The sequence below is a fragment of the Streptomyces sp. NPDC018693 genome (genome assembly GCF_044391385.1).
Classification (GTDB): domain Bacteria; phylum Actinomycetota; class Actinomycetes; order Streptomycetales; family Streptomycetaceae; genus Streptomyces.
In genome coordinates this window covers 720,616-738,193 of record NZ_JBIRZZ010000002.1, presented here as the reverse complement: position 1 = coordinate 738,193, position 17,578 = coordinate 720,616, and the positions used below count along the sequence as shown (strand labels likewise).

The following is a 17,578-nucleotide window of genomic DNA, read 5'->3' as shown; positions in this document are numbered from 1 at the left end:
GTGCCGCGCCCATGGCGGGGATGACTCTTCGCTCATCTTCCTCACTGCCTCTTTGTCAAGTCGCGGTCAACGTCAGTGACCGACATGAAGCTACTGAGGCGAAAGAAGAGGCGAAGCACGAAATACCGGAATACTCCCCAGCGATGCGTGGGTCCTGTGATCCAAATGTGATCGCGCCCGTGCGCATTCACCGGCCGGACAGCGACAATTAATGGACAACAAGTCGCGTCCCCGGAGAAGATCCCCTGGCCGTACAGGGGAGGGAATCGCTGATGGGGACGCAGCCGTCGGGGGGCGGGGCGGTCCGGGCCGTGCGGGAGTGGCTGCTGATAGGGGCCATGCTCGCGGTCGTCTGGTCGCCGTTGGTCGTGGTGGTGATACCGCTCGTTCTGCTTCTGATCGGGGATCAGGAGTGGGTGTTCGGTGTCATCGCTCTCACGGTGCTCGGCATCGTCCAGGGCGCCGTGGGGGGCGGGCCCCTCCCGGGGCGGGCCGTGCGGCCGGGGGACGAGCCCGAGTTGGCCGCGCTGGTGCGGGAGGCCGCCGAGCGGCTCGGCTTCCGCGCGCCGCTGCTCGTACGGATCGTGCCCGAACCGGACGCCGCCGTGGCCCGCGTCCGGGTCAGGGGTGTGCGCACCTACGTGATGGTCCTCGGCCTGCCCCTCCTGCGGCACCTCACCGAGGCCCAGCTCGCGTCGGTGATCGCCCACGAACTGGCGCACGAGCAGCATGTGCGCAGCCGCCGTACGGACTGGCTGGCCGGCGCCCGCGCGACGCTCGACGACCGCCTCGACGGTGCTCTCCGTCCCCTCCTCGCCCCGCTCGCCGCGCCCCTGCTGCGCGCCTCCCAGCCCATCGTCTGGCGGGCGGAGACCGCCGCCGACGCCGACGCGGCCCGAACAACGGGCACCGCGGCCACCCGCGAGGCGCTGGAGCGCACCGGCGTACTCGCCGCCGCCTTCCACGGCCTCGGCGGCCAGTGGTCGCTGGCGCTGGAGGAGGACGGGGCGTACCCCGTGGACTTCTACGACGCCCTCGACACGGCCCTGCGCGACCCGTACGTCGTCCGCCTCGCGGCCCGGGAGGCCGCCGAGGACGAGCGGATCGACCCCTACGGGTCGGACAGCCACCCACCGACCGACGTGCGCGTCGCCGCGCTGCCGGACGCCGTGCCGCCGGCCGACCGCCCCTTCCGTGACGTACCGCTGCGGCTGGAGCACGGTGCGGCCATCGAGCGGTGGTGTGTCGCCCGGCTCGTCGAACCGGAGGGCCCGGCGTCCCTGGCCGCCGCCGGGGACGACCCGAAGGTGGAGCCGGGTGCCCTGCGCCCGGTACGCCTCCTCGAACTCGACCCCGACCGGCTGCGCACCCTCATCGACCGCGCCGTCGACGGCGACGGCCCGCTGCCCCTCCTCACCGCCACCGACCGGACGTCTCACGCCGACGCCCTGTCCGACGCCCTGGACACCATCGCCGACGGCAGCTGGCCACACCTGGCCCGGCGGCTCGAACCCGACCTGCGCAAGGCACCCGCCGCCGTCCGTCCGGCGGCCGGGCGTGCCGTGCTCGGCAGCGCCATCAGCTCCGTACTGGAACGGATCCTGCGCGAGGCGGGCTGGACCTACACCGGGCGCTGGCTGAGCACCGTACTGACCGCGCCCGACGGCACCGTCCTCGACCTGCGCGCTCTCCTGACCGAGGCGCTGGAGAGCGGGGACCCCGCGCCGGTGCGGGCCCTGCTCGCGACGGCCACCGGTACCAAGGAAGTGACCCTGTGAGCCTCGCCCCGACCCGCCGCCCCGCCCTGCGCGTCGCCCTGTTCGGCATCCTCGTCACCGTCCTCGGCTACGCCCTGTTCGCCTCCTGGCTCGGCTGGCACGCCCACCAGTACCGCGACGCCCGCGCGCACGCCACGGCGACCGCCGACGGCCTGGTCGTCGAGGACGGCATCGGCGACACCGACGACATCCGCGTCCGCTGGACCGACACCGACGGCCACACCCACGTGGACCGCTTCACCGTCTACGACACCGGCCGCTACGCCGAGGGCAAGCGGTTCCGCGTCGCCTACGACCCAGCCGAGCCGAACCCGAAGGGCTTCCCGGCCGACGCGGACGAGACCTCGGCCGAGGAGGACCTGGAGGTGCCGATCCTGCTGGCCGCCCCCGGCGCCGCGGCCCTCTGCGCCATCTGGGCCTGGCGCGGCCTGCGCTTCCGCCGGACAGCACGGCGAGGCACGGCCCACCCGATGACGGCCACCGTGCACGAGGGCGACCGCGGGGTCCGCGTATGGCGCGGCATGTCGACGATCTGGCTCTCCCTGACCGCCCCCGGCACGCACCGCCCCTCCTGGCAGCGCGTCATGTGGCACCCCGCCCTCGACGACTGCACCGGCGAGACCCCGGTGACGGTACGAAGCTCCCGCCGCCGAGCCGTCGTGCAACTCCCGGACGGCACCCCGCTCGTCCCGCTCGGCCGGCTCCGCGCCCACCCACCCCGGCACGTCCACCTCGACGACTGGTCAGCCGCCCGCGCCGACCTGCGCGACGCCTTCGTCCTCCCGGACAACCTCCGCGCCACCCCCTGGTGGCTCCCCGGCGCCCGAACCGCCGCCACCGGCGCCGCCCTGGGCATCCCAGCGGGCCTCCTGATGGGCGGCGGCACCCTCACGGCAATCGTGGGCTTCGCCCTCATCATCTCGACCTTGCTGACCGCCCTGTGGGCACTGTCGGCACCGCAGCCCTAGAAACCGAATCGCCGCGTCGTCATCAACAACATGTTGTGAAGCGGTCCATGCCCCGGGCCGATCTCTGGAATGATCCCAAGCCATGCAGCCCTTGGCTCCTGACGATCCGTCACACATAGGCCCATACCGCCTGCTGTCCCGGCTCGGCGCGGGCGGTATGGGCCGGGTGTATCTGGCCCAGGAGGCGGACGGGGACGCCGGCACCGTGGCCGTGAAAATGATCCGCACCGACGCCGACCCCGGCGAACGGGACGAGTTCCAGCGACGGTTCGCCCGCGAGGTGACCGCCGCGCGCCGGGTGAGCGGGGCATGGACGGCTCGCGTCCTGGACGCCGACACCGAGGCCCAACAGCCCTGGGTAGCCACCGAGTACGTCCCCGGACCGACCCTCCGAGCCGTCGTACGCGGCGACTTCGGTCCCTTGCCGTCCGCCTCCACTCACGTCCTGGCACACCGCCTGGCTCAGGCCCTGGACGCCATCCATACCGTTGGCCTCGTCCACCGGGACCTCAAGCCGTCCAACATCCTGCTCACCGTCGATGGTCCCCGCGTGATCGACTTCGGCGTCGCGCACTCCTTCGACGCCACGCTGGACACCACCCTCACTCGGACCGGAACCCTGGTCGGGACACCGGAATTCATGTCACCTGAGCAGGTCAGGGGCGAGCGGGTCACTCCGGCCGGGGACGTGTTCTCGTTGGGGAGTGTGCTGGTGTACGCCGCCACCGGGCGCTCCGCGTTCCGGGGCCAGGGCGACGGCGGGCTGCACGCGCTGCTGTTCCGGATCGCTTACGAGCAGCCGGAGCTGGACGCCGTGCCCGAGGTGATCCGTCCGCTCGTACAGCGGTGCCTGGAGAAGGACCCCGAGGAGCGGCCGTCGGTACCGGAACTGATGGACCTGACGCGGCGGGCCCCGGCGGGCGCCTGGCTGCCGGGTCCGCTCCTGGCACGACTGGACAAGGTGGCGGCCCAGCCCCTGCTGAACGCTCCGCGCAGGGAACAGGACGTGCAAGCCGAGCCGGAGCGGCCGGAGTTCCCCGACGTCCCGGATGCGCTCCCCCGCCGCGACCCGCTGGACGTTCCGGAGGCCGGGATTACTCCGCCGCGTGTCCTGCGCACGGCTCCCGCGCTCGGTACCCGCGTCCGTACGGCTCTAGGCGCGGCCACCGGGGTTCTCTCCGTCGCCGTGGCGGGGGTGCTGCTGTGGAACCTGCTGGGCAGCCCGACCCTGGGCGGCGACGAACCGGTCGCCCAGGAGGAGACCGCGAACCTGCTGGACGATCTGTTCGGCGAGTGGGAGGCCCAGGTGAACGAGTATCTCGGCCAGCGGCCGTTCGTCCTCCATCTGTCCGCGAAGGGCGACGGCAGCAGCCCAGTGTTTCTGGCGGCGACGCCGGATGCGGTGTGCCGGGGCACATTCGCCGACGTCTCGTCCGCACCGGACCGTGCCACGATGACGCGGCCCATCAACCAGCAGGTGATCTTGCCCGAGGGCGCCTCGGTAGGCGTGTGTCCGAACCTCGGCACCATTCGTCTGATTGGAGCTCCGCCCGGCCCCGTGTGGGACTACAAGCCGGGGACAAACACCTCCGTACGGCTGGCCGGACGCCCGGGTGTTCCCATCCCCGAGCCCTACTTGGGCACATGGAAGTCCCACGGCTGGATGGTTCGCGTGGACAGCGGCACGATCGGCGACCCGTCGGTCACCGGCACGCGCACTTCCGACGGCCGGACCTGCACCTGGCGGGCGGTAGTCCTGGACACGAACTCGGCGCTGCGCACGACACCACCGGTGCTCGACGAGCCCCGCTCGGACCAGGACTGCGAGGCACCGACAGCTCCGTTCACCTTGCGGCGTACGTGAGGAAGTCTGCCCATGCCTCGCCGGAGACGGTGACTATGGGCCCGGCTTCGGCTTGCTTGGAGTCGCGGATGTGGATGGTGTGGGGGGCTTGGTGAGCTACTTCGACGCAGTTACCGCCACCGCCGTCGCTGTACGACGACTTGCGCCAGTCGAAAGCGACCTCGACGCAGGCTCCGCCGCCACTGTCGCTGTGGCTCGACCTGAACCACCGAAGGCTTCCGGTGCTGGTCATTGCTACTCTCCTGCCAACCGCTTGATGAGGCTCAGGGAGTTGTCGGGACTCAGTGCCTGTGCGCGGATCTTCGCATAGCGGTGCGCGAGTTGGGATACCTCGGGAGGGTCGCTGACCAGAATGCCTTGGTCCTCGATCTCCATGTAGACAACGTGCTCGTGCTCCTTGGTCGTCAGAAGCTTCATGGCGCTGCGATCCCCCGCGTACGTACCGCGCAGGCCCCGGTCCAGGGGCAGCACCTGCACGCAGACGTTGTCCCTCTGCGCATCCTCGGCGAGCGAACGCAACTGGCCCCGGAGGACCTCCCAGCTGCCAAACGGTCGCCGCAACACGCTCTCTTCGAGGATCAATTCGACGAGTGGCGGGTTCTCCCGTTCGAAAAGCCGCCTGCGGGCGAGCCGGGCCTCGACCAGTTCCTCCCGCTTCTGCTCCGAGACGGGCGGGAAGCTGCCGCCGATCAACGCCCTTGCGTACTCCTCCGTCTGGAAGAGACCGTCGACGACCAGCGTCTCGTACGACGAGATAGTGACCGCCCCTGCCTCCATCTCCGAGAACCGTTGCCGAGACCGTAGTCAGGTTTCAGCATTCCGGGCGTTTCTGCCCGGAAGGTCCGTCTCATCACCAAAGCGTGAGGGCTTCGGCTTGAGTACGGTCTCTCGCTTCTTCCTGCCGCTGCTGCGGCAGGGTTGCGCCGCCTGCCCGCCCCGCACTCGTCTTGCGACGGGTGCGGGTGGCGCGGGTCTTCCGGTCGGCTCCACGAGGCTTCGACACCGCCGGGGCGGTGTCCTGGTCTCCGGCCACTCCGGTACCAGTTACTGCGGCTGCCGCGAGCGCGGCGAGGTTGAGCGCGGCGTTGTCGTCCCGGTCGACGACCAGGTGGCAGGCATCGCATTCGTAGGTCCGGACGTGCAGCGGCAGCTTGGCTTTCACCGCGCCGCACCCGGAACAGGTCTTCGAGGAGGGGTACCAGCGGTCCGCCACGATGATGCGGGTGGCGTGGCGCTGGCGGGCCTTGTAGGTGAGCTGGCGGCGGATCTCGCCGAATCCGGCGTCGGCGATCCTGCGGGCGAGGCGCCGGTTGCGGAGCATCCCGGCGACGTTGAGGTCTTCGACCACGACGGTGCCGTACTCGGCCGCCACGGCTGTGGTGAGCTTGCGCAGGGCGTCTTCGCGGAGGTTCGCCACCCGGTGGTGGACCTTGTTCCGCTGGGTGTTGGCCTTCTCCCACCGCTTCGACGGCTTCTGTCCGGTGCGCCGGTCGGGGCCCTGGCGTCGGGAGACGACGCGGGACGCGCGGCGCAGCTGCTTACGCGCCCGGTCGTAGTGCCCGGGATTGGGCACGGTGCGGATCTCGCCGGTGCTGTCGGCCATCACCGCGAGGATCTTCACGCCGAGATCGATGCCGACTGCCACGTCCGGCCGCGCCACGCGTTCGAGGTCGCGCTTGACCTCAGCCTGGAATGAGACGAACCAGCGCCCGCGCTCGTGGCGCACGGTCGCGGACAGGATCCGGGCCGTCCCGGCCTGGACGCCGGCGAGGAGCTTCACCGTGGGCTCGTGGGTACGCATCGTGCCCAGCCTCGGCAACGTCACATGCCGGCCGTCGGCGTCCACGCGGATCGTGCCGGTCGTGAACCGGCAGGACAGACGCGCCTTCCGCTTGGTCTTGAACCGCGGCGCACCCATGCGGGCACCCTTGCGCTTGCCGTTCTTCGACTTGGCGTAGTTGTCGAACGCGGCTGACGCGTTCGACAGGCCGGTGGAGTACGCCTCCTTGGAGTTCTCCTCCCACCAGGCGGAGAAACGCGGGTCGGTGTGCTTGGCAGCGTTGAACGCCTTCCGCAGCGACGGCAGCGACCACGGCCGCCACTCCGCCAGCGACTCTTCGGGGACGCCGTACGTCTCCTCCGCGCGGCGCTGCCACCACGACGCCTCGACCCAGCCCACAGCCCAGTTGTACGCGGCACGCGCGGCACCGCAGTGCGAACGCAGCGCGCGCTCCTGGACGGCGTTCGGGTCCAGCGCGAACCGGAACGCCTGCACCACGAACCCGGGCTGCGGACGGAACTTCTTCATCCGGCGTCCTCGCCGGTCGCCACGGCCACCGCGCGGGCCGCACGGTTCTGCGCCGCCCGCCGCCCGTACAAGCGGGCGCACATCGACGTCAGCACCTCGGTGATGTCCCGCACCAGGTCGTCAGTGGTCTCGCTGAGGTCGAGGACAACCAGCCGCCGCCCGGAGGCAGACAGGACGGCTTCAAGGTGCTCAACGCCGAACCGGGCAAGCCGGTCGCGGTGCTCGATCACGATCACGGTGGCGTTCGGGTCGGACAGCAGGCGGTGCAGCTTGCGACGCCGCCCGTTCAGCCCCGAGCCGACCTCGGTGACGACCTCGGCGACGGCCAGACCCAGCCCGTTCGCACCGGCCACGACCCGGGCCGCCTGCCGCTCGAGGTCGGTCTTCTGGTCGGCGGACGACACGCGGCAGTACGCCACCACACGCCCGGACGGCTGGACGGCGACCTCGTCAACCAGCCACGTCCCGGACGGCGCCTGACGGACAGGGACGGGCATCTTCCCGTCCTTCACCCACCGCCAGGCGGTCTGGTAGCTCACGCCCTGCTGCCGCGCCCACTCCGAAAGCTTCACAAGACCAAGATATTCAAGAGACACGACTAGAGGTGACTATAAATGACTAGAAAATCTGTAGCAGCCTTCACCCCCTGAACCGCACCGGATACTTCTCCAGCAGCATCCAGCGCCGCGCCTCCTCGAAGACGCCGAGCCCGCCCCCGATCGCGTCCTCCAGCTTGACGAGCATCTTGTCGCTCGCGGGCTGCGCGCACGTCTCCATGGCGCTGATGGCCGACGCCGTGTAGCCGGTCATCTCGCCCACCTGGGTCTGCGAGAGCCCCAGTTGCTCCCGCAACGCCTTCGCCAGTGCGGCCACGAGATGCGCCGTACCGCCCGCCTCCGACTTGTTCTCAGCCCGCGCCATTGCGGTCACCCCCGGTCTCAACCGAACTCAACCGAACTCAACTGACTCACGCCGATTTCCGACCGTTGCCGGTGGTCGACTGAGAGTGATGGAAACGGTAGCTCCGACCGCGAAGACTGGTCCCGTGAATACGCAAACCGACCTGAAGTGGGTCCCGGCCACCGGCATCCAACTCCACAGGGCGGGCGTCCAGTTCGACGCCGTACGGGTGGACGGCGAGCGCGGACGGGACCTCGCCGATCACCTCGCCCACCTGACGCGCGGCGCGCCCGGCCCGATCATCGAGGCGGCCGGCGGAAGACGGGCGGTCTACTTCCTGGTCCGGGTCGGCAGCACGGCCCACCGCGCCTGGCCGCCCGACGTCACCCGGCTCACCGCAGGCCCGAGCCACGTCTCGTACATCCCGATCCCAGCCCTCAGCGGCCTTACCTGGCCGCTGGCTTGGCGCTACCGCCCGACCGACCCCGACGACCGCGTCCACACGCTGCTGCTGCACACGACGCTTCACTCTGCGGAGTGAAAACACCGGATGCAACTTGCAGTTGTGACTTTCCGTGCCCGTAGAGTCACGCCAGCACGACCCAAACGAAATGCCCCCGCGGTGCGCCAACACCCGGGGGCTCGACACCAGGAGCTAGCCCTCCCAATGCGGATTCATCGTACGTCGCCCACGCGCGCGCTTTCAGGCTTCTCGCACGCCTTCCTCGACGACCCCAGCATCTCCTGGTGCGCGGCAGGCGTACTCCTGTACCTATTGCGCCTCCCGGCCGGCGCCAGAATCAGCGTCCGCACCCTCGCCAGGGACCTCAAGGAAGGGCGGGCGCGGGTCGTTCGCGCCCTGCGTGAGCTGGAGGAATCGCGGCATCTGCGGCGGGTGGGGCAACTCCCCACCTCCTACGAGGTGTTCGAGGTTCCGTACGAAGCCCATCCCCCTACGGGTGATTCCGAAAAACTTCGGCTCGCCGAGCGCCGGGCATATGCCGCGAGGCTGCTCGGGTCCCTCGGGATCGCGGACCGCCGGCTCCTCCTCGGCGCCTCCGCGGTGTGGCGGCTGGCGCCGATGGTGGTGGCGTGGTGGGACGCGGGGGCGACCGACACGCAGATCCGCGCGGCGCTGACCAGCGACTTGCCGCCCTGCGTGTACTCCCCCGCCACCCTCGTCGAGAGCCGCCTCCGGCACGGACGCCCGGTGCGGAGGGCCGCGGCCGCGTAGGCGAACACAGACTCCTGGCGCGCGTCCGCGTGCCGGGCCCCTCGAAAGAAACGGAGTGTCGATGACCGTCACACTCGTACGCCCCGAGACGGTATACCGTCGGTATACTGTGCTCATGGCTGACACCACGATCAAGGTCGACCCCACCGTCCGTGACCGTCTCCAGGAGCTGGCCCGGGATCGCGGGATGAGCATGCGCGACCTCGTGGCGGAGCTGGCCGGGGCCACGCCCACCAAGGAGGAGCTGCGCAAGCGGTATGAGGAGACGCGGGCGTACGTCGAGGAGCACTTCCTGGGGCGGCCGTACACCGAGGAAGACGAGAAGGCCGGCGAGAAGCTGTGGGCCGACCTGGAGGCCGGGCGCATCGGGGAGGTCCAGTGAGCGACGGGGAGCGCTATCCGCTGCCGCGTGCCGTCATCTTCGACGACACCGCCGCCCTCGCCCTCGGGGCCGGGAACAGCATGGCGTCGCGGCTGGTCGTCGAGGCTGAGAAAGATCCCGCGCTGTGCGTGTACATTCCGGCCCTCAGTCTCGCGGCAGCCGAGCGTGAGCGCGCGGGCGTCGCCGAGCATCTGGGCGCGCTGCCGTCCATCCGCGTCGAAGGGCTCGACTTCTCGGCGGCGACCGCTGTGGGCAAGCGCCTGCGGACAGCGGCCGCCGGAGACGACGGCAAGGACGAGCCGGACTGGAGCGGTGCGCACGTCCTGCACCTCGCCCTGCCCACCGTCGAGTGGCCGCGCGGCCGTCCGGTCCTGACCCGGACGCCCACCCGGTACCGGGGTACGGGCATCCGCACCATCCGCATCGTCGAGCAGAGCTGACGGCGGCAGAAAAGCAGATAGGGGAGGGCACCCCTCGGTGCCCTCCCCTCAGCCGCTTCCTACAGCCGCTTCCTGCAGCCGCTTCCTGCAGCCACTGTCTACAGGAACGAGTTGATCTCGATCGTCTCGTCCCGGCCCGGGCCCACGCCGATCGCGGAGATCGGGGCGCCGGACATCTCCTCCAGCGCCTTGACGTAGTTCTGGGCGTTCTTGGGGAGGTCGGCGAAGGTCTTGGCCTTCGTGATGTCCTCCGACCAGCCCGGCAGGGTCTCGTAGACCGGCTTCGCGTGGTGGAAGTCGGACTGGGAGTAGGGGAGCTCCTCGACGCGCTTGCCGTCGATCTCGTAGGCGACGCAGACGGGGATCTGCTCCCAGCCGGTCAGGACGTCCAGCTTGGTGAGGAAGAAGTCGGTCAGGCCGTTCACGCGGGTCGCGTAGCGGGCGATGACCGCGTCGAACCAGCCGCAGCGGCGGTCACGGCCGGTGGTGACGCCCCGCTCGCCGCCGATGCGGCGCAGCGCCTCGCCGTCCTCGTCGAACAGCTCCGTCGGGAAGGGGCCGGCGCCGACGCGGGTCGTGTACGCCTTCAGGATGCCGATGACCCGGCTGATCTTCGTCGGGCCGACGCCCGCGCCCGTGCAGGCGCCGCCCGCGGTCGGGTTCGAGGAGGTGACGAAGGGGTACGTGCCGTGGTCGATGTCGAGCAGGGTTCCCTGGCCGCCCTCGAAGAGGACCACCTTGTCCTGCTCCAGGGCCTGGTTCAGGACGAGGACCGTGTCGGCGACGTACGGCCTGATCTGCTCGGCGTAGCCCAGCAGCTCCTCGACGACCTGGTCGGCGGTGATCGCGCGCCGGTTGTACAGCTTGGTGAGGATCTGGTTCTTGACGTCGAGGGCCGCCTCGACCTTCTGGTGCAGGATCGACTCGTCGTACAGGTCCTGGACGCGGATCCCGACGCGGTTGATCTTGTCGGCGTAGGTGGGGCCGATGCCGCGGCCCGTCGTGCCGATCTTCCGCTTGCCGAGGAAGCGCTCCGTCACCTTGTCGACCGTCACGTTGTACGGCGTGATGATGTGCGCGTTTCCGCTGATCAGGAGCTTGGACGTGTCGACGCCTCGCTCGTTCAGCCCGCTCAGCTCGGAGAGCAGGACCGACGGGTCCACAACGACACCGTTTCCGATGACCGGCGTACAGCCGGGGGACAGGATTCCGGAAGGGAGGAGGTGCAGTGCATACTTCTGGTCGCCGACGACGACCGTGTGGCCGGCGTTGTTGCCGCCCTGGTAACGCACCACATAATCCACCGAGCCACCGAGCAGGTCGGTCGCCTTTCCCTTGCCTTCGTCACCCCACTGAGCACCGAGCAGCACAAGTGCGGGCACGCGCGTACACCCCTTCCGGGCGGGGCATGTCCAAGGTCAGGGGCGTACGCGTAAGGTTCCGCCGCGTACCACCGCGGCCGTCGTTGGCCGCACAACCGTCGGACCGGGTGCCCCGGAATAGACGAAGCCCCTGGCGCAATAGCGCAAGGGGCTCTTGCACAAAGATGCTACCCGAGGAAGCGAGGCAGGACCGAGGTGGCGACTTTCGCGACGTCCGATCAGCTGCTGGTGGTCATTGATCCACTGGCCCGGCAGACGGACGGTGAGTCCGTACGGATCGCGAAAGACGTGCTCAGCGCGGGTGCGGCGACGAAGGTGTGTCTTCCGGAGGGGCCGGAGGAATTCGCCCGTGCGCTGGCCCGGCGCGGCTCGCGGCGGCCGGTGGTGGTGGGTGACGACCGGGCGCTGGTGCGTGCGGTGTCGGTGCTGCACCGGCAGCGGGAGCTGGCCGGATGCGTGCTGTCGATGGTGCCGGTCGGGGGTGCGCTGGCGCTGGCCGGGACGCTGGGGGTGCCGACGGGGGCGGTGGCGGCGGCGCGGGCCGTGCTGGACGGGGCGGAGCGGCGGCTGGATCTGCTGGTCGACGACAGCGACGGGGTGGTGGTCGGGGGGCTGCGGATTCCGCCGATCGGGTTCCGGGAGGCGGAAGCGAGTCCGTCGCCGGCCGGGGCGTCGGCGGTGGGCCCGTCCCGGCCCTGGCTGCGGACCTGCCAGTCCCTGGTCCGCACCCTGGTCCCCTCCCGCCCGGCCCGCTCCACGACCGCGCCCGGGCCGGCCCGGCTGCGGGTGGAGGTCGACGGGCACACGCTGGTGGACCTGGACCAGCCGGTGGAGACGGTGACGGTGATGCCCGGCGGTTCCGGACTGGCCGAGGTGGAGGTCCATCCGGTCTCCGTGGGCGCCGAGGCGTCCCCCCTGCTGGCCCGGGGGCGCCGGATCTCGGTGTCGGGCACGGACTTCCGCTACCGGGCGGACTCGGGGGTGACGGGGCCGGTTCGGCGACGGACCTGGACGGTACGGGAGGCGGCGCTGGGGTTGGTGCTGCCGGTGGCTCCGTGAGTCAGTCCTCGCTGCGCTCTTCGGCCTTCCGCGCGGGTGGCTCGAAGCCGTCGGTGTCGAGGATGCAGTCGAATGGCGCGGGGATGGGGAGCTTCTCACCGATGGGCATCGAGCAGCTCGACCTGTACCCCTTCGCCGTGGGCGCCCAGTAGACCGTGGCCTGCTGCTCCTGCATGTCGAGGACCAGGTAGACGGGGACGCCCGCCTTCCCGTACGTATCGACCTTGTCGGTGAGATCCCTGTCCCGGGTGGAGCCCGAGGTGAGTTCGGCGACGAAGGACAACCCCTCTCCGTCCAGGCGGTCGCTGTCGGTCTCGTACGTACGCTCATGCGCGGCATGGATGTCCGGCCCGCACGCTCGCTCCACCCCCGGGAAGACGAACAGCTGGGGCGTCCGCTCGATGATGTGCCCTTCGGGGAGATACGGCTCAAGCCGACTGCACACCAGCTTCATGACGCGGGTGTAGTACCCCTTCGACCACGGCGACACGACGATGTTCCCCCTGATGATCTCGGCCCTGTAGCCGTCGGGCAGGTTCAGCTCGTCGAGGAGGTCCAGCTGCCTCTCGAAGTCGCTGCGGGGCTCCGTGCCGCTGATCACCGGTCGCTCTGCCATGAGTGTCATGATGCGCCCTCCCCTCGACACGAACCAGTCGCCACTTGGAGTAGCCGACCCAACACGTCACGGTGATCGGTTCCCCTCAGCCGCCGAACCGCTCCGCCCGGTACACCCGCCAGCGCTCCATCATGTCGGCGACGTCCTTCTCGAGGAACTCGAAGAACGCCAGGGTCTCGGCCAGTCTGTGGCCCGCCGGGGTATCGGGGCCCAGGCTGGTGACGCCCTCGCGCAGGGCGTCCTCCCAGCGTTTGATGATCGCCTCGCGGTTGGCGAGGGCCTGGTACCACTGGTCGCTGTGCACCCGGTACCGCTCCCGCCGTGACCCGGGTTCCCGCTCGCGGGAGAGCATGTGCACCTGGGAGAGGTACCGCACCGCACCGGAGACGGCCGCGGGACTGATCCGCAGCTGTTCGCTCAGTTCGGCGGAGGTCAGCGCACCGCTGTCGGAGGCGAGCAGCGCGGCGAAGACACGGGCGGGCATCCTCGGCAGACCGGCCTCGACGAGCTGCGCCGCGAAGTGCTCCACGAACCGCGACACGGCCTCGGTGTCGCGCTCACGCTCCCCACCAGGTGTTTCGCTCATGCGCCCATCCTAGCCAGCGATTTATACGCTTCCTTAACTTCACAAATTTCTGAAGGCAGCGTACGTTCGGAATCATGACGACCGCAATCACGGTGGCCGACCTGCACAAGTCGTTCGGCGCGACCCGCGCACTGGACGGCCTCGACCTGGACGTTCGCTCCGGCGAGGTGCACGGCTTCCTCGGCCCGAACGGCGCCGGCAAGTCCACCACCATCCGGGTCCTGCTCGGCCTGCTGCGCGCCGACTCCGGCGCCGCCCAGGTGCTGGGCGGCGACCCGTGGCGCGACGCGGTGGAACTGCACCGCCGCATCGCCTACGTCCCCGGCGACGTCACCCTGTGGCGCAACCTCTCCGGCGGCGAGGTCATCGACCTGTACGGGCGACTGCGCGGAGGTCTCGACCCCCGCCGCCGCGCCGAGCTGATCGACCGCTTCGAGCTGGACCCGACCAAGAAGGGCCGCGCCTACTCCAAGGGCAACCGCCAGAAGGTCGCCCTGGTCGCCGCCTTCGCCTCGGACGTCGACCTGCTCATCCTCGACGAGCCGACCTCCGGCCTGGACCCGCTCATGGAGGAGGTCTTCCAGCGCTGTGTCGCGGAGGAGCGCGAGCGCGGCCGTACGATCCTGCTCTCCTCGCACATCCTCAGCGAGGTGGAGGAACTGTGCGACCGGGTCAGCATCATCCGCCGGGGCCGCACCGTGGAGACGGGCTCCCTGGCCGACCTGCGCCACCTCACCCGGACCAGCGTGTCCGCCGAACTCGCCGGCCCGCCCAACGGGTTGGCCCGCCTGCCCGGCGTACACGACCTGGACGTCCAGGGCCGCCGGGTCCGACTCCAGGTCGACACCGACAAACTCGACGCCGTGCTGCGGCAGTTGAGCGAGTCCGGCGTACGGTCGCTCACCTCGACCCCGCCGACCCTGGAGGAGCTGTTCCTGCGCCACTACCAGGAAGAGGCGGCGGAGCGATGACGGCGACGACGGCGACGACGCTCGCGGTCCGGCGGACCGGAACCGGTCAACTCGCCGGTACCGGCACCCTGTTGCGCTTCGCGCTGCGCCGCGACCGGGTGATGATCCCGGTGTGGGTGGCCGTCACCTCGGTGATGGTGCTGACCATGCCGAACACCCTCAAGGGCCTGTACAGCACCCCGGCCGACCGCGCCGACCTGCTGCGGCAGGTGGAGACCAACTCCTCCTTCCGCGCCCTGATCGGCCCCGTCTTCGACGACTCGCTGGGCGCCCTGACGGCCTGGCGGGCCGGCGTCTACGCGGCCATGCTCGCGGCCGCCGTCAGCCTCCTGGTCGTCGTACGGCACACCCGCGACGAGGAGGAGAGCGGCCGGCAGGAGCTGGTCGCGTCCGGAATGGTGGGACGCCGGGCGTCCCTTACGGCGGCCCTGCTCGCGGCGGCCGTCGCGAACGGTGTGCTGGCGCTGCTGATCACGGCCGGTCTGTCCGGCCAGGGCGCGGGCGGCGCGCTGGCCCTGGGGCTCGGCATCGCGGCGGTGGGCATGCTCTTCGCCACCATGGCGGCGATCGTCGCGCAGCTCACGGAGAGCGCCCGGCTCGCGCGGGGGCTGACGTCGGCGCTGCTCGGGCTGGCCTTCGTGCTGCGCGCTGCGGGGGACTCGGCCGCGGACGACGGTTCGTCGGTGCTGACCTGGCTGTCGCCGCTCGGCTGGCTGTCGAACCTGCGCGCCTTCGCGGACGAGCGGTGGTGGGTGCTGCTGCTGTTCGCGGCGGCGATCGCGGGGCAGGGCGCGGCGGCGTACGCACTCGCGGGGCGCCGGGACGTGGGCATGAGCTTCCTGCCCACCCGCCCCGGTCCGGCGGTCGGCCGTCTCGGCACGGCGGGCGCGCTGGCGTGGCGGCTGCAGCGCGGGGCGGTGTTCGGCTGGTCGATCGGGTTCTTCCTGGCCGGGGTGATCTACGGCGGGCTGACGGACGGGGTGGCCGACATCGTCGGTGACAACGAGCAGGCCCGGGAGATCTTCGAGCGGATGGGCGGGCAGAGCGGGCTGGAGAACGCGTTCCTCGCGTCGATGGTCGGGATGATGGGTCTGGTGGCGTCGTTGTACGTGGTGGCGTCGGTGCTGCGGCTGCACGGGGAGGAGACCTCGGGGCGGGCGGAGCCGGTGCTGGCCAACGCGGTGGGGCGGCTGCCGTGGGCGGCGGGGCATCTGGTGGTGGCGTTCGGCGGGGCGGCGTGGATCATGCTGCTGGCCGGGCTGGGGTTCGCGGCCGGGCACGGTGAGGAGGTCGGCGGCATCCTGGGTGCGTGCCTGGTCCAGCTTCCGGCGATCTGGCTGGTCGGTGGGGTGGCCCTGCTGCTGTACGGCCTCACGCCTCGGCTTGCGCCGGCCGCGTGGGGGGTGGCGGGCGCGGTTCTCCTCCTCGGCTGGATCGGCCCGGCGCTCGATCTGCCCCAGGCCGTCCTGGACCTCTCCCCCTTCGGTCATCTGCCCAGGCTGCCGGGCGTGGCGATGGACTGGCCGCCGGTGCTGGTGCTGCTGGGTGGGGCGGTGGCGTTGGTCGCGGCGGGCCTGACGGGCCTGCGGCGACGGGACCTCACGACGTCCTGACCCCGACCTTTTCCTCGCCCCCGCCGCCCCTACCCGTCCCCTCCCCAGGGGGCTACCGCCCCCTGGACCCCCGTCGGCCCCGAAGGGGCCTCGTCCTCAAACGCCGGACGGGCCAGAAGACAGCGGGCCGGGGTCTTGGGCGCCGGGTGAGGGGAGGCGAGCTTCGCTTTTTTCTGAGTGGAAACGGGTGGTGGGTGGGCATAGGTCCGGGGGTCCAGGGGGCGGAGCCCCCTGGGTTACCTCAGGGTGACGGGGAGGGAATTCAGGCCCCGGATCACGAAGTTCGGCTTGCGTTCCGGGGCCGCGCCCAGCGCCAGCGTCGGCGCCCGCTCCAGCAGGGCGGTCATCGAGGCGGCCAGTTCGATACGGGCAAGGGGCGCGCCGATGCAGTAGTGGATGCCGGCGCTGAAGGAGATGTGGGGGTTCTCGGGGCGGCCGAGGTCCAGTCGGCCCGGGTCGGTGAAGACGGCCGGGTCGTGGTTGGCGGAGCCGAAGAGGAGAGCTATCTCGGCGCCGCGAGGGATGGTCGTACCGTCGATCTCGATGTCGTCGAGGACCCAGCGCTCGAAGAGCTGCAGCGGGGTGTCGTACCGCATCAGCTCCTCCACCGCACCCGGCACCAGGGAGTGGTCGGCGCGCAGGGCGGCCAGCTGGTCGGGGTTGCGGAACAGGGCGTACCAGCCGTTGACGGTGGCGTTCACGGTGGCCTCGTGCCCGGCGTTGAGCAGCAGCACGGCCGTGGAGATCATCTCCTGCTCGGTCAGCCGGTCGTCGTCCTCGTCGTGCGCCGCGATCAGCCCGGAGATGAGGTCGTCGCCGGGTTCCTTGCGCCGGGCGGCGATCAGCTCCCGCAGGTACGCGGAGAAGTCGAGCGACGCCCGTACGGCCCTCGCCGCCGTCTCCTGCGACGGGTTCAGCTCGTACATTCCGCAGATGTCGGCCGACCAGGGGCGCAGAAGTGGCCGGTCCCCGTCCGGGATGCCCAGCATCTCGGCGATCACGGCGACCGGCAGCGGCTCGGCGACATCGGCGAGCAGATCCCCGCCGCCGGCCTCGACGAGCCGGTCGACCAGGTCCGCCGAGAGCTGTCGTACGTACGGCTTCAGGCGCTCGACCGTGCGCGGTGTGAACGCCTTCGACACCAGGCGCCGGATCCGGGTGTGGTCCGGCGGCTCCAGGTCCAGCATCCCGTGGTCGTTGAGGGTGTGGAACGGCTCCTGCTCGGGCGGCGGCGCCGTCCGCCCGAACTCCTCGTGGCTGAACCGGTGCTGGTAGGTCCGCCCGAGCCGCCGCTCCCGCAGCAGCGCCGACACGTCGGCGTGGTGCGGTACGAGCCACTGGTCGGTGGGCTCGTAGTGGATCACCCGGCCCTGGGCGCGAAGCTCGGCGTAGGCGGGGTAGGGGTCGGCGAGGAACGCCGGGTCCCAGGGGTCGAAGGCTGCCATGGACGGACGCTAGCCGACGAAAACGCCCCCTG

The 17,578-nt window shown here is 70.7% G+C and carries 18 protein-coding genes and 1 pseudogene; 10 read left to right on the top strand and 9 right to left on the bottom strand.

Going from position 1 to position 17,578, the window contains the following annotated elements:
- Positions 1-272 precede the first annotated feature (272 nt).
- From ACH5AC_RS07845 to ACH5AC_RS07835, 3 genes are all read left to right on the top strand, one after another.
- Positions 273-1,778: a M48 family metallopeptidase gene (locus ACH5AC_RS07845; protein WP_398860800.1), complete on the top strand. Its 1,506-nt coding sequence runs from the start codon at positions 273-275 to the stop codon at positions 1,776-1,778.
- Positions 1,775-2,746, top strand: a complete 972-nt coding sequence (locus tag ACH5AC_RS07840; protein ID WP_398860799.1) for a hypothetical protein — start codon at positions 1,775-1,777, stop codon at positions 2,744-2,746. Before ACH5AC_RS07845 ends, ACH5AC_RS07840 begins: the two co-directional genes overlap by 4 nt.
- 82 nt (positions 2,747-2,828) lie before the next feature.
- Positions 2,829-4,610 carry a serine/threonine-protein kinase gene (locus ACH5AC_RS07835; protein ID WP_398860798.1) on the top strand — a complete coding sequence of 594 codons (1,782 nt, stop codon included), beginning with the start codon at positions 2,829-2,831 and terminating at the stop codon, positions 4,608-4,610.
- Here ACH5AC_RS07835 and ACH5AC_RS07830 read toward each other — a convergent pair.
- The 5 genes and pseudogenes from ACH5AC_RS07830 to ACH5AC_RS07810 form a co-directional block, all read right to left on the bottom strand.
- Positions 4,591-4,842 carry a DUF397 domain-containing protein gene (locus tag ACH5AC_RS07830; RefSeq protein ID WP_398860797.1) on the bottom strand — a complete coding sequence of 84 codons (252 nt, stop codon included), beginning with the start codon at positions 4,840-4,842 and terminating at the stop codon, positions 4,591-4,593. The genes ACH5AC_RS07835 and ACH5AC_RS07830 overlap by 20 nt on opposite strands.
- Positions 4,843-4,844: 2 nt before the next feature.
- Positions 4,845-5,396, bottom strand: a pseudogene (locus tag ACH5AC_RS07825) (DUF5753 domain-containing protein); the annotation flags it as partial.
- A 64-nt stretch (positions 5,397-5,460) separates the two neighbouring features.
- Positions 5,461-6,918: an IS607 family element RNA-guided endonuclease TnpB gene (gene tnpB, locus ACH5AC_RS07820; protein WP_398860796.1), complete on the bottom strand. Its 1,458-nt coding sequence runs from the start codon at positions 6,916-6,918 to the stop codon at positions 5,461-5,463.
- The gene (locus tag ACH5AC_RS07815) at positions 6,915-7,490 is read right to left on the bottom strand and encodes an IS607 family transposase (RefSeq protein ID WP_398860795.1); all 576 of its coding nucleotides are present in this window, start codon (positions 7,488-7,490) and stop codon (positions 6,915-6,917) included. Before ACH5AC_RS07815 ends, tnpB begins: the two co-directional genes overlap by 4 nt.
- 67 nt (positions 7,491-7,557) lie before the next feature.
- The gene (locus ACH5AC_RS07810; protein ID WP_398860794.1) at positions 7,558-7,839 is read right to left on the bottom strand and encodes a helix-turn-helix domain-containing protein; all 282 of its coding nucleotides are present in this window, start codon (positions 7,837-7,839) and stop codon (positions 7,558-7,560) included.
- A 124-nt stretch (positions 7,840-7,963) separates the two neighbouring features.
- Between ACH5AC_RS07810 and ACH5AC_RS07805 the strand changes: the two genes are divergently transcribed.
- From ACH5AC_RS07805 to ACH5AC_RS07790, 4 genes are all read left to right on the top strand, one after another.
- Complete coding sequence (locus ACH5AC_RS07805; RefSeq protein ID WP_398860793.1) at positions 7,964-8,359, top strand: hypothetical protein; 396 nt, start codon at positions 7,964-7,966, stop codon at positions 8,357-8,359.
- A gap of 126 nt (positions 8,360-8,485) precedes the next feature.
- Positions 8,486-9,052: a helix-turn-helix domain-containing protein gene (locus ACH5AC_RS07800; RefSeq protein WP_398860792.1), complete on the top strand. Its 567-nt coding sequence runs from the start codon at positions 8,486-8,488 to the stop codon at positions 9,050-9,052.
- A gap of 115 nt (positions 9,053-9,167) precedes the next feature.
- Positions 9,168-9,434 carry a hypothetical protein gene (locus tag ACH5AC_RS07795; RefSeq protein WP_398860791.1) on the top strand — a complete coding sequence of 89 codons (267 nt, stop codon included), beginning with the start codon at positions 9,168-9,170 and terminating at the stop codon, positions 9,432-9,434.
- The gene (locus ACH5AC_RS07790) at positions 9,431-9,874 is read left to right on the top strand and encodes a hypothetical protein (protein ID WP_398860790.1); all 444 of its coding nucleotides are present in this window, start codon (positions 9,431-9,433) and stop codon (positions 9,872-9,874) included. Before ACH5AC_RS07795 ends, ACH5AC_RS07790 begins: the two co-directional genes overlap by 4 nt.
- Before the next feature lie 98 nt (positions 9,875-9,972).
- Here ACH5AC_RS07790 and ACH5AC_RS07785 read toward each other — a convergent pair whose 3' ends face one another.
- Positions 9,973-11,256, bottom strand: coding sequence for an adenylosuccinate synthase (locus tag ACH5AC_RS07785; protein WP_398860789.1), 1,284 nt, complete (start codon positions 11,254-11,256; stop codon positions 9,973-9,975).
- A gap of 195 nt (positions 11,257-11,451) precedes the next feature.
- On the opposite strand from ACH5AC_RS07785, the gene ACH5AC_RS07780 reads away from it, so the two are divergent.
- On the top strand, positions 11,452-12,315 hold the full coding sequence (locus ACH5AC_RS07780) for a diacylglycerol kinase (protein WP_398860788.1): 864 nt from the start codon (positions 11,452-11,454) through the stop codon (positions 12,313-12,315).
- A 1-nt stretch (position 12,316) separates the two neighbouring features.
- Here the strand turns inward: ACH5AC_RS07780 and ACH5AC_RS07775 are convergent, their stop codons facing one another.
- Positions 12,317-12,940: a Uma2 family endonuclease gene (locus tag ACH5AC_RS07775; protein WP_398860787.1), complete on the bottom strand. Its 624-nt coding sequence runs from the start codon at positions 12,938-12,940 to the stop codon at positions 12,317-12,319.
- Positions 12,941-13,016: 76 nt separating this feature from the next.
- Positions 13,017-13,517, bottom strand: coding sequence for a GbsR/MarR family transcriptional regulator (locus ACH5AC_RS07770; RefSeq protein ID WP_398860786.1), 501 nt, complete (start codon positions 13,515-13,517; stop codon positions 13,017-13,019).
- Positions 13,518-13,591: 74 nt separating this feature from the next.
- On the opposite strand from ACH5AC_RS07770, the gene ACH5AC_RS07765 reads away from it, so the two are divergent.
- Together ACH5AC_RS07765 and ACH5AC_RS07760 are read left to right on the top strand one after the other, a co-directional pair.
- Positions 13,592-14,488, top strand: a complete 897-nt coding sequence (locus tag ACH5AC_RS07765) for an ATP-binding cassette domain-containing protein (RefSeq protein ID WP_398860785.1) — start codon at positions 13,592-13,594, stop codon at positions 14,486-14,488.
- Positions 14,485-16,101, top strand: coding sequence for an ABC transporter permease (locus tag ACH5AC_RS07760; RefSeq protein ID WP_398860784.1), 1,617 nt, complete (start codon positions 14,485-14,487; stop codon positions 16,099-16,101). Before ACH5AC_RS07765 ends, ACH5AC_RS07760 begins: the two co-directional genes overlap by 4 nt.
- A 236-nt stretch (positions 16,102-16,337) precedes the next feature.
- Here ACH5AC_RS07760 and ACH5AC_RS07755 read toward each other — a convergent pair whose 3' ends face one another.
- A complete protein-coding gene (locus ACH5AC_RS07755; protein WP_398860783.1) occupies positions 16,338-17,546 on the bottom strand; it encodes a cytochrome P450 in 1,209 nt (402 codons plus the stop codon).
- Positions 17,547-17,578: the final 32 nt, after the last annotated feature.

Excerpts from the sequence above, each read along its gene's own strand:
- ACH5AC_RS07755 (WP_398860783.1), bottom strand. The coding sequence starts at position 17,546 with ATGGCAGCCTTCGACCCCTGGGACCCGGCGTTCCTCGCCGACCCCTAC.
- ACH5AC_RS07795 (WP_398860791.1), top strand. The coding sequence starts at position 9,168 with ATGGCTGACACCACGATCAAGGTCGACCCCACCGTCCGTGACCGTCTC.
- ACH5AC_RS07810 (WP_398860794.1), bottom strand. The coding sequence starts at position 7,839 with ATGGCGCGGGCTGAGAACAAGTCGGAGGCGGGCGGTACGGCGCATCTC.
- ACH5AC_RS07775 (WP_398860787.1), bottom strand. The coding sequence starts at position 12,940 with ATGACACTCATGGCAGAGCGACCGGTGATCAGCGGCACGGAGCCCCGC.
- ACH5AC_RS07830 (WP_398860797.1), bottom strand. The coding sequence starts at position 4,842 with ATGACCAGCACCGGAAGCCTTCGGTGGTTCAGGTCGAGCCACAGCGAC.
- ACH5AC_RS07845 (WP_398860800.1), top strand. The coding sequence starts at position 273 with ATGGGGACGCAGCCGTCGGGGGGCGGGGCGGTCCGGGCCGTGCGGGAG.
- ACH5AC_RS07800 (WP_398860792.1), top strand. The coding sequence starts at position 8,486 with ATGCGGATTCATCGTACGTCGCCCACGCGCGCGCTTTCAGGCTTCTCG.
- ACH5AC_RS07770 (WP_398860786.1), bottom strand. The coding sequence starts at position 13,517 with ATGAGCGAAACACCTGGTGGGGAGCGTGAGCGCGACACCGAGGCCGTG.
- ACH5AC_RS07760 (WP_398860784.1), top strand. The coding sequence starts at position 14,485 with ATGACGGCGACGACGGCGACGACGCTCGCGGTCCGGCGGACCGGAACC.
- ACH5AC_RS07765 (WP_398860785.1), top strand. The coding sequence starts at position 13,592 with ATGACGACCGCAATCACGGTGGCCGACCTGCACAAGTCGTTCGGCGCG.
- tnpB (WP_398860796.1), bottom strand. The coding sequence starts at position 6,918 with ATGAAGAAGTTCCGTCCGCAGCCCGGGTTCGTGGTGCAGGCGTTCCGG.
- ACH5AC_RS07835 (WP_398860798.1), top strand. The coding sequence starts at position 2,829 with ATGCAGCCCTTGGCTCCTGACGATCCGTCACACATAGGCCCATACCGC.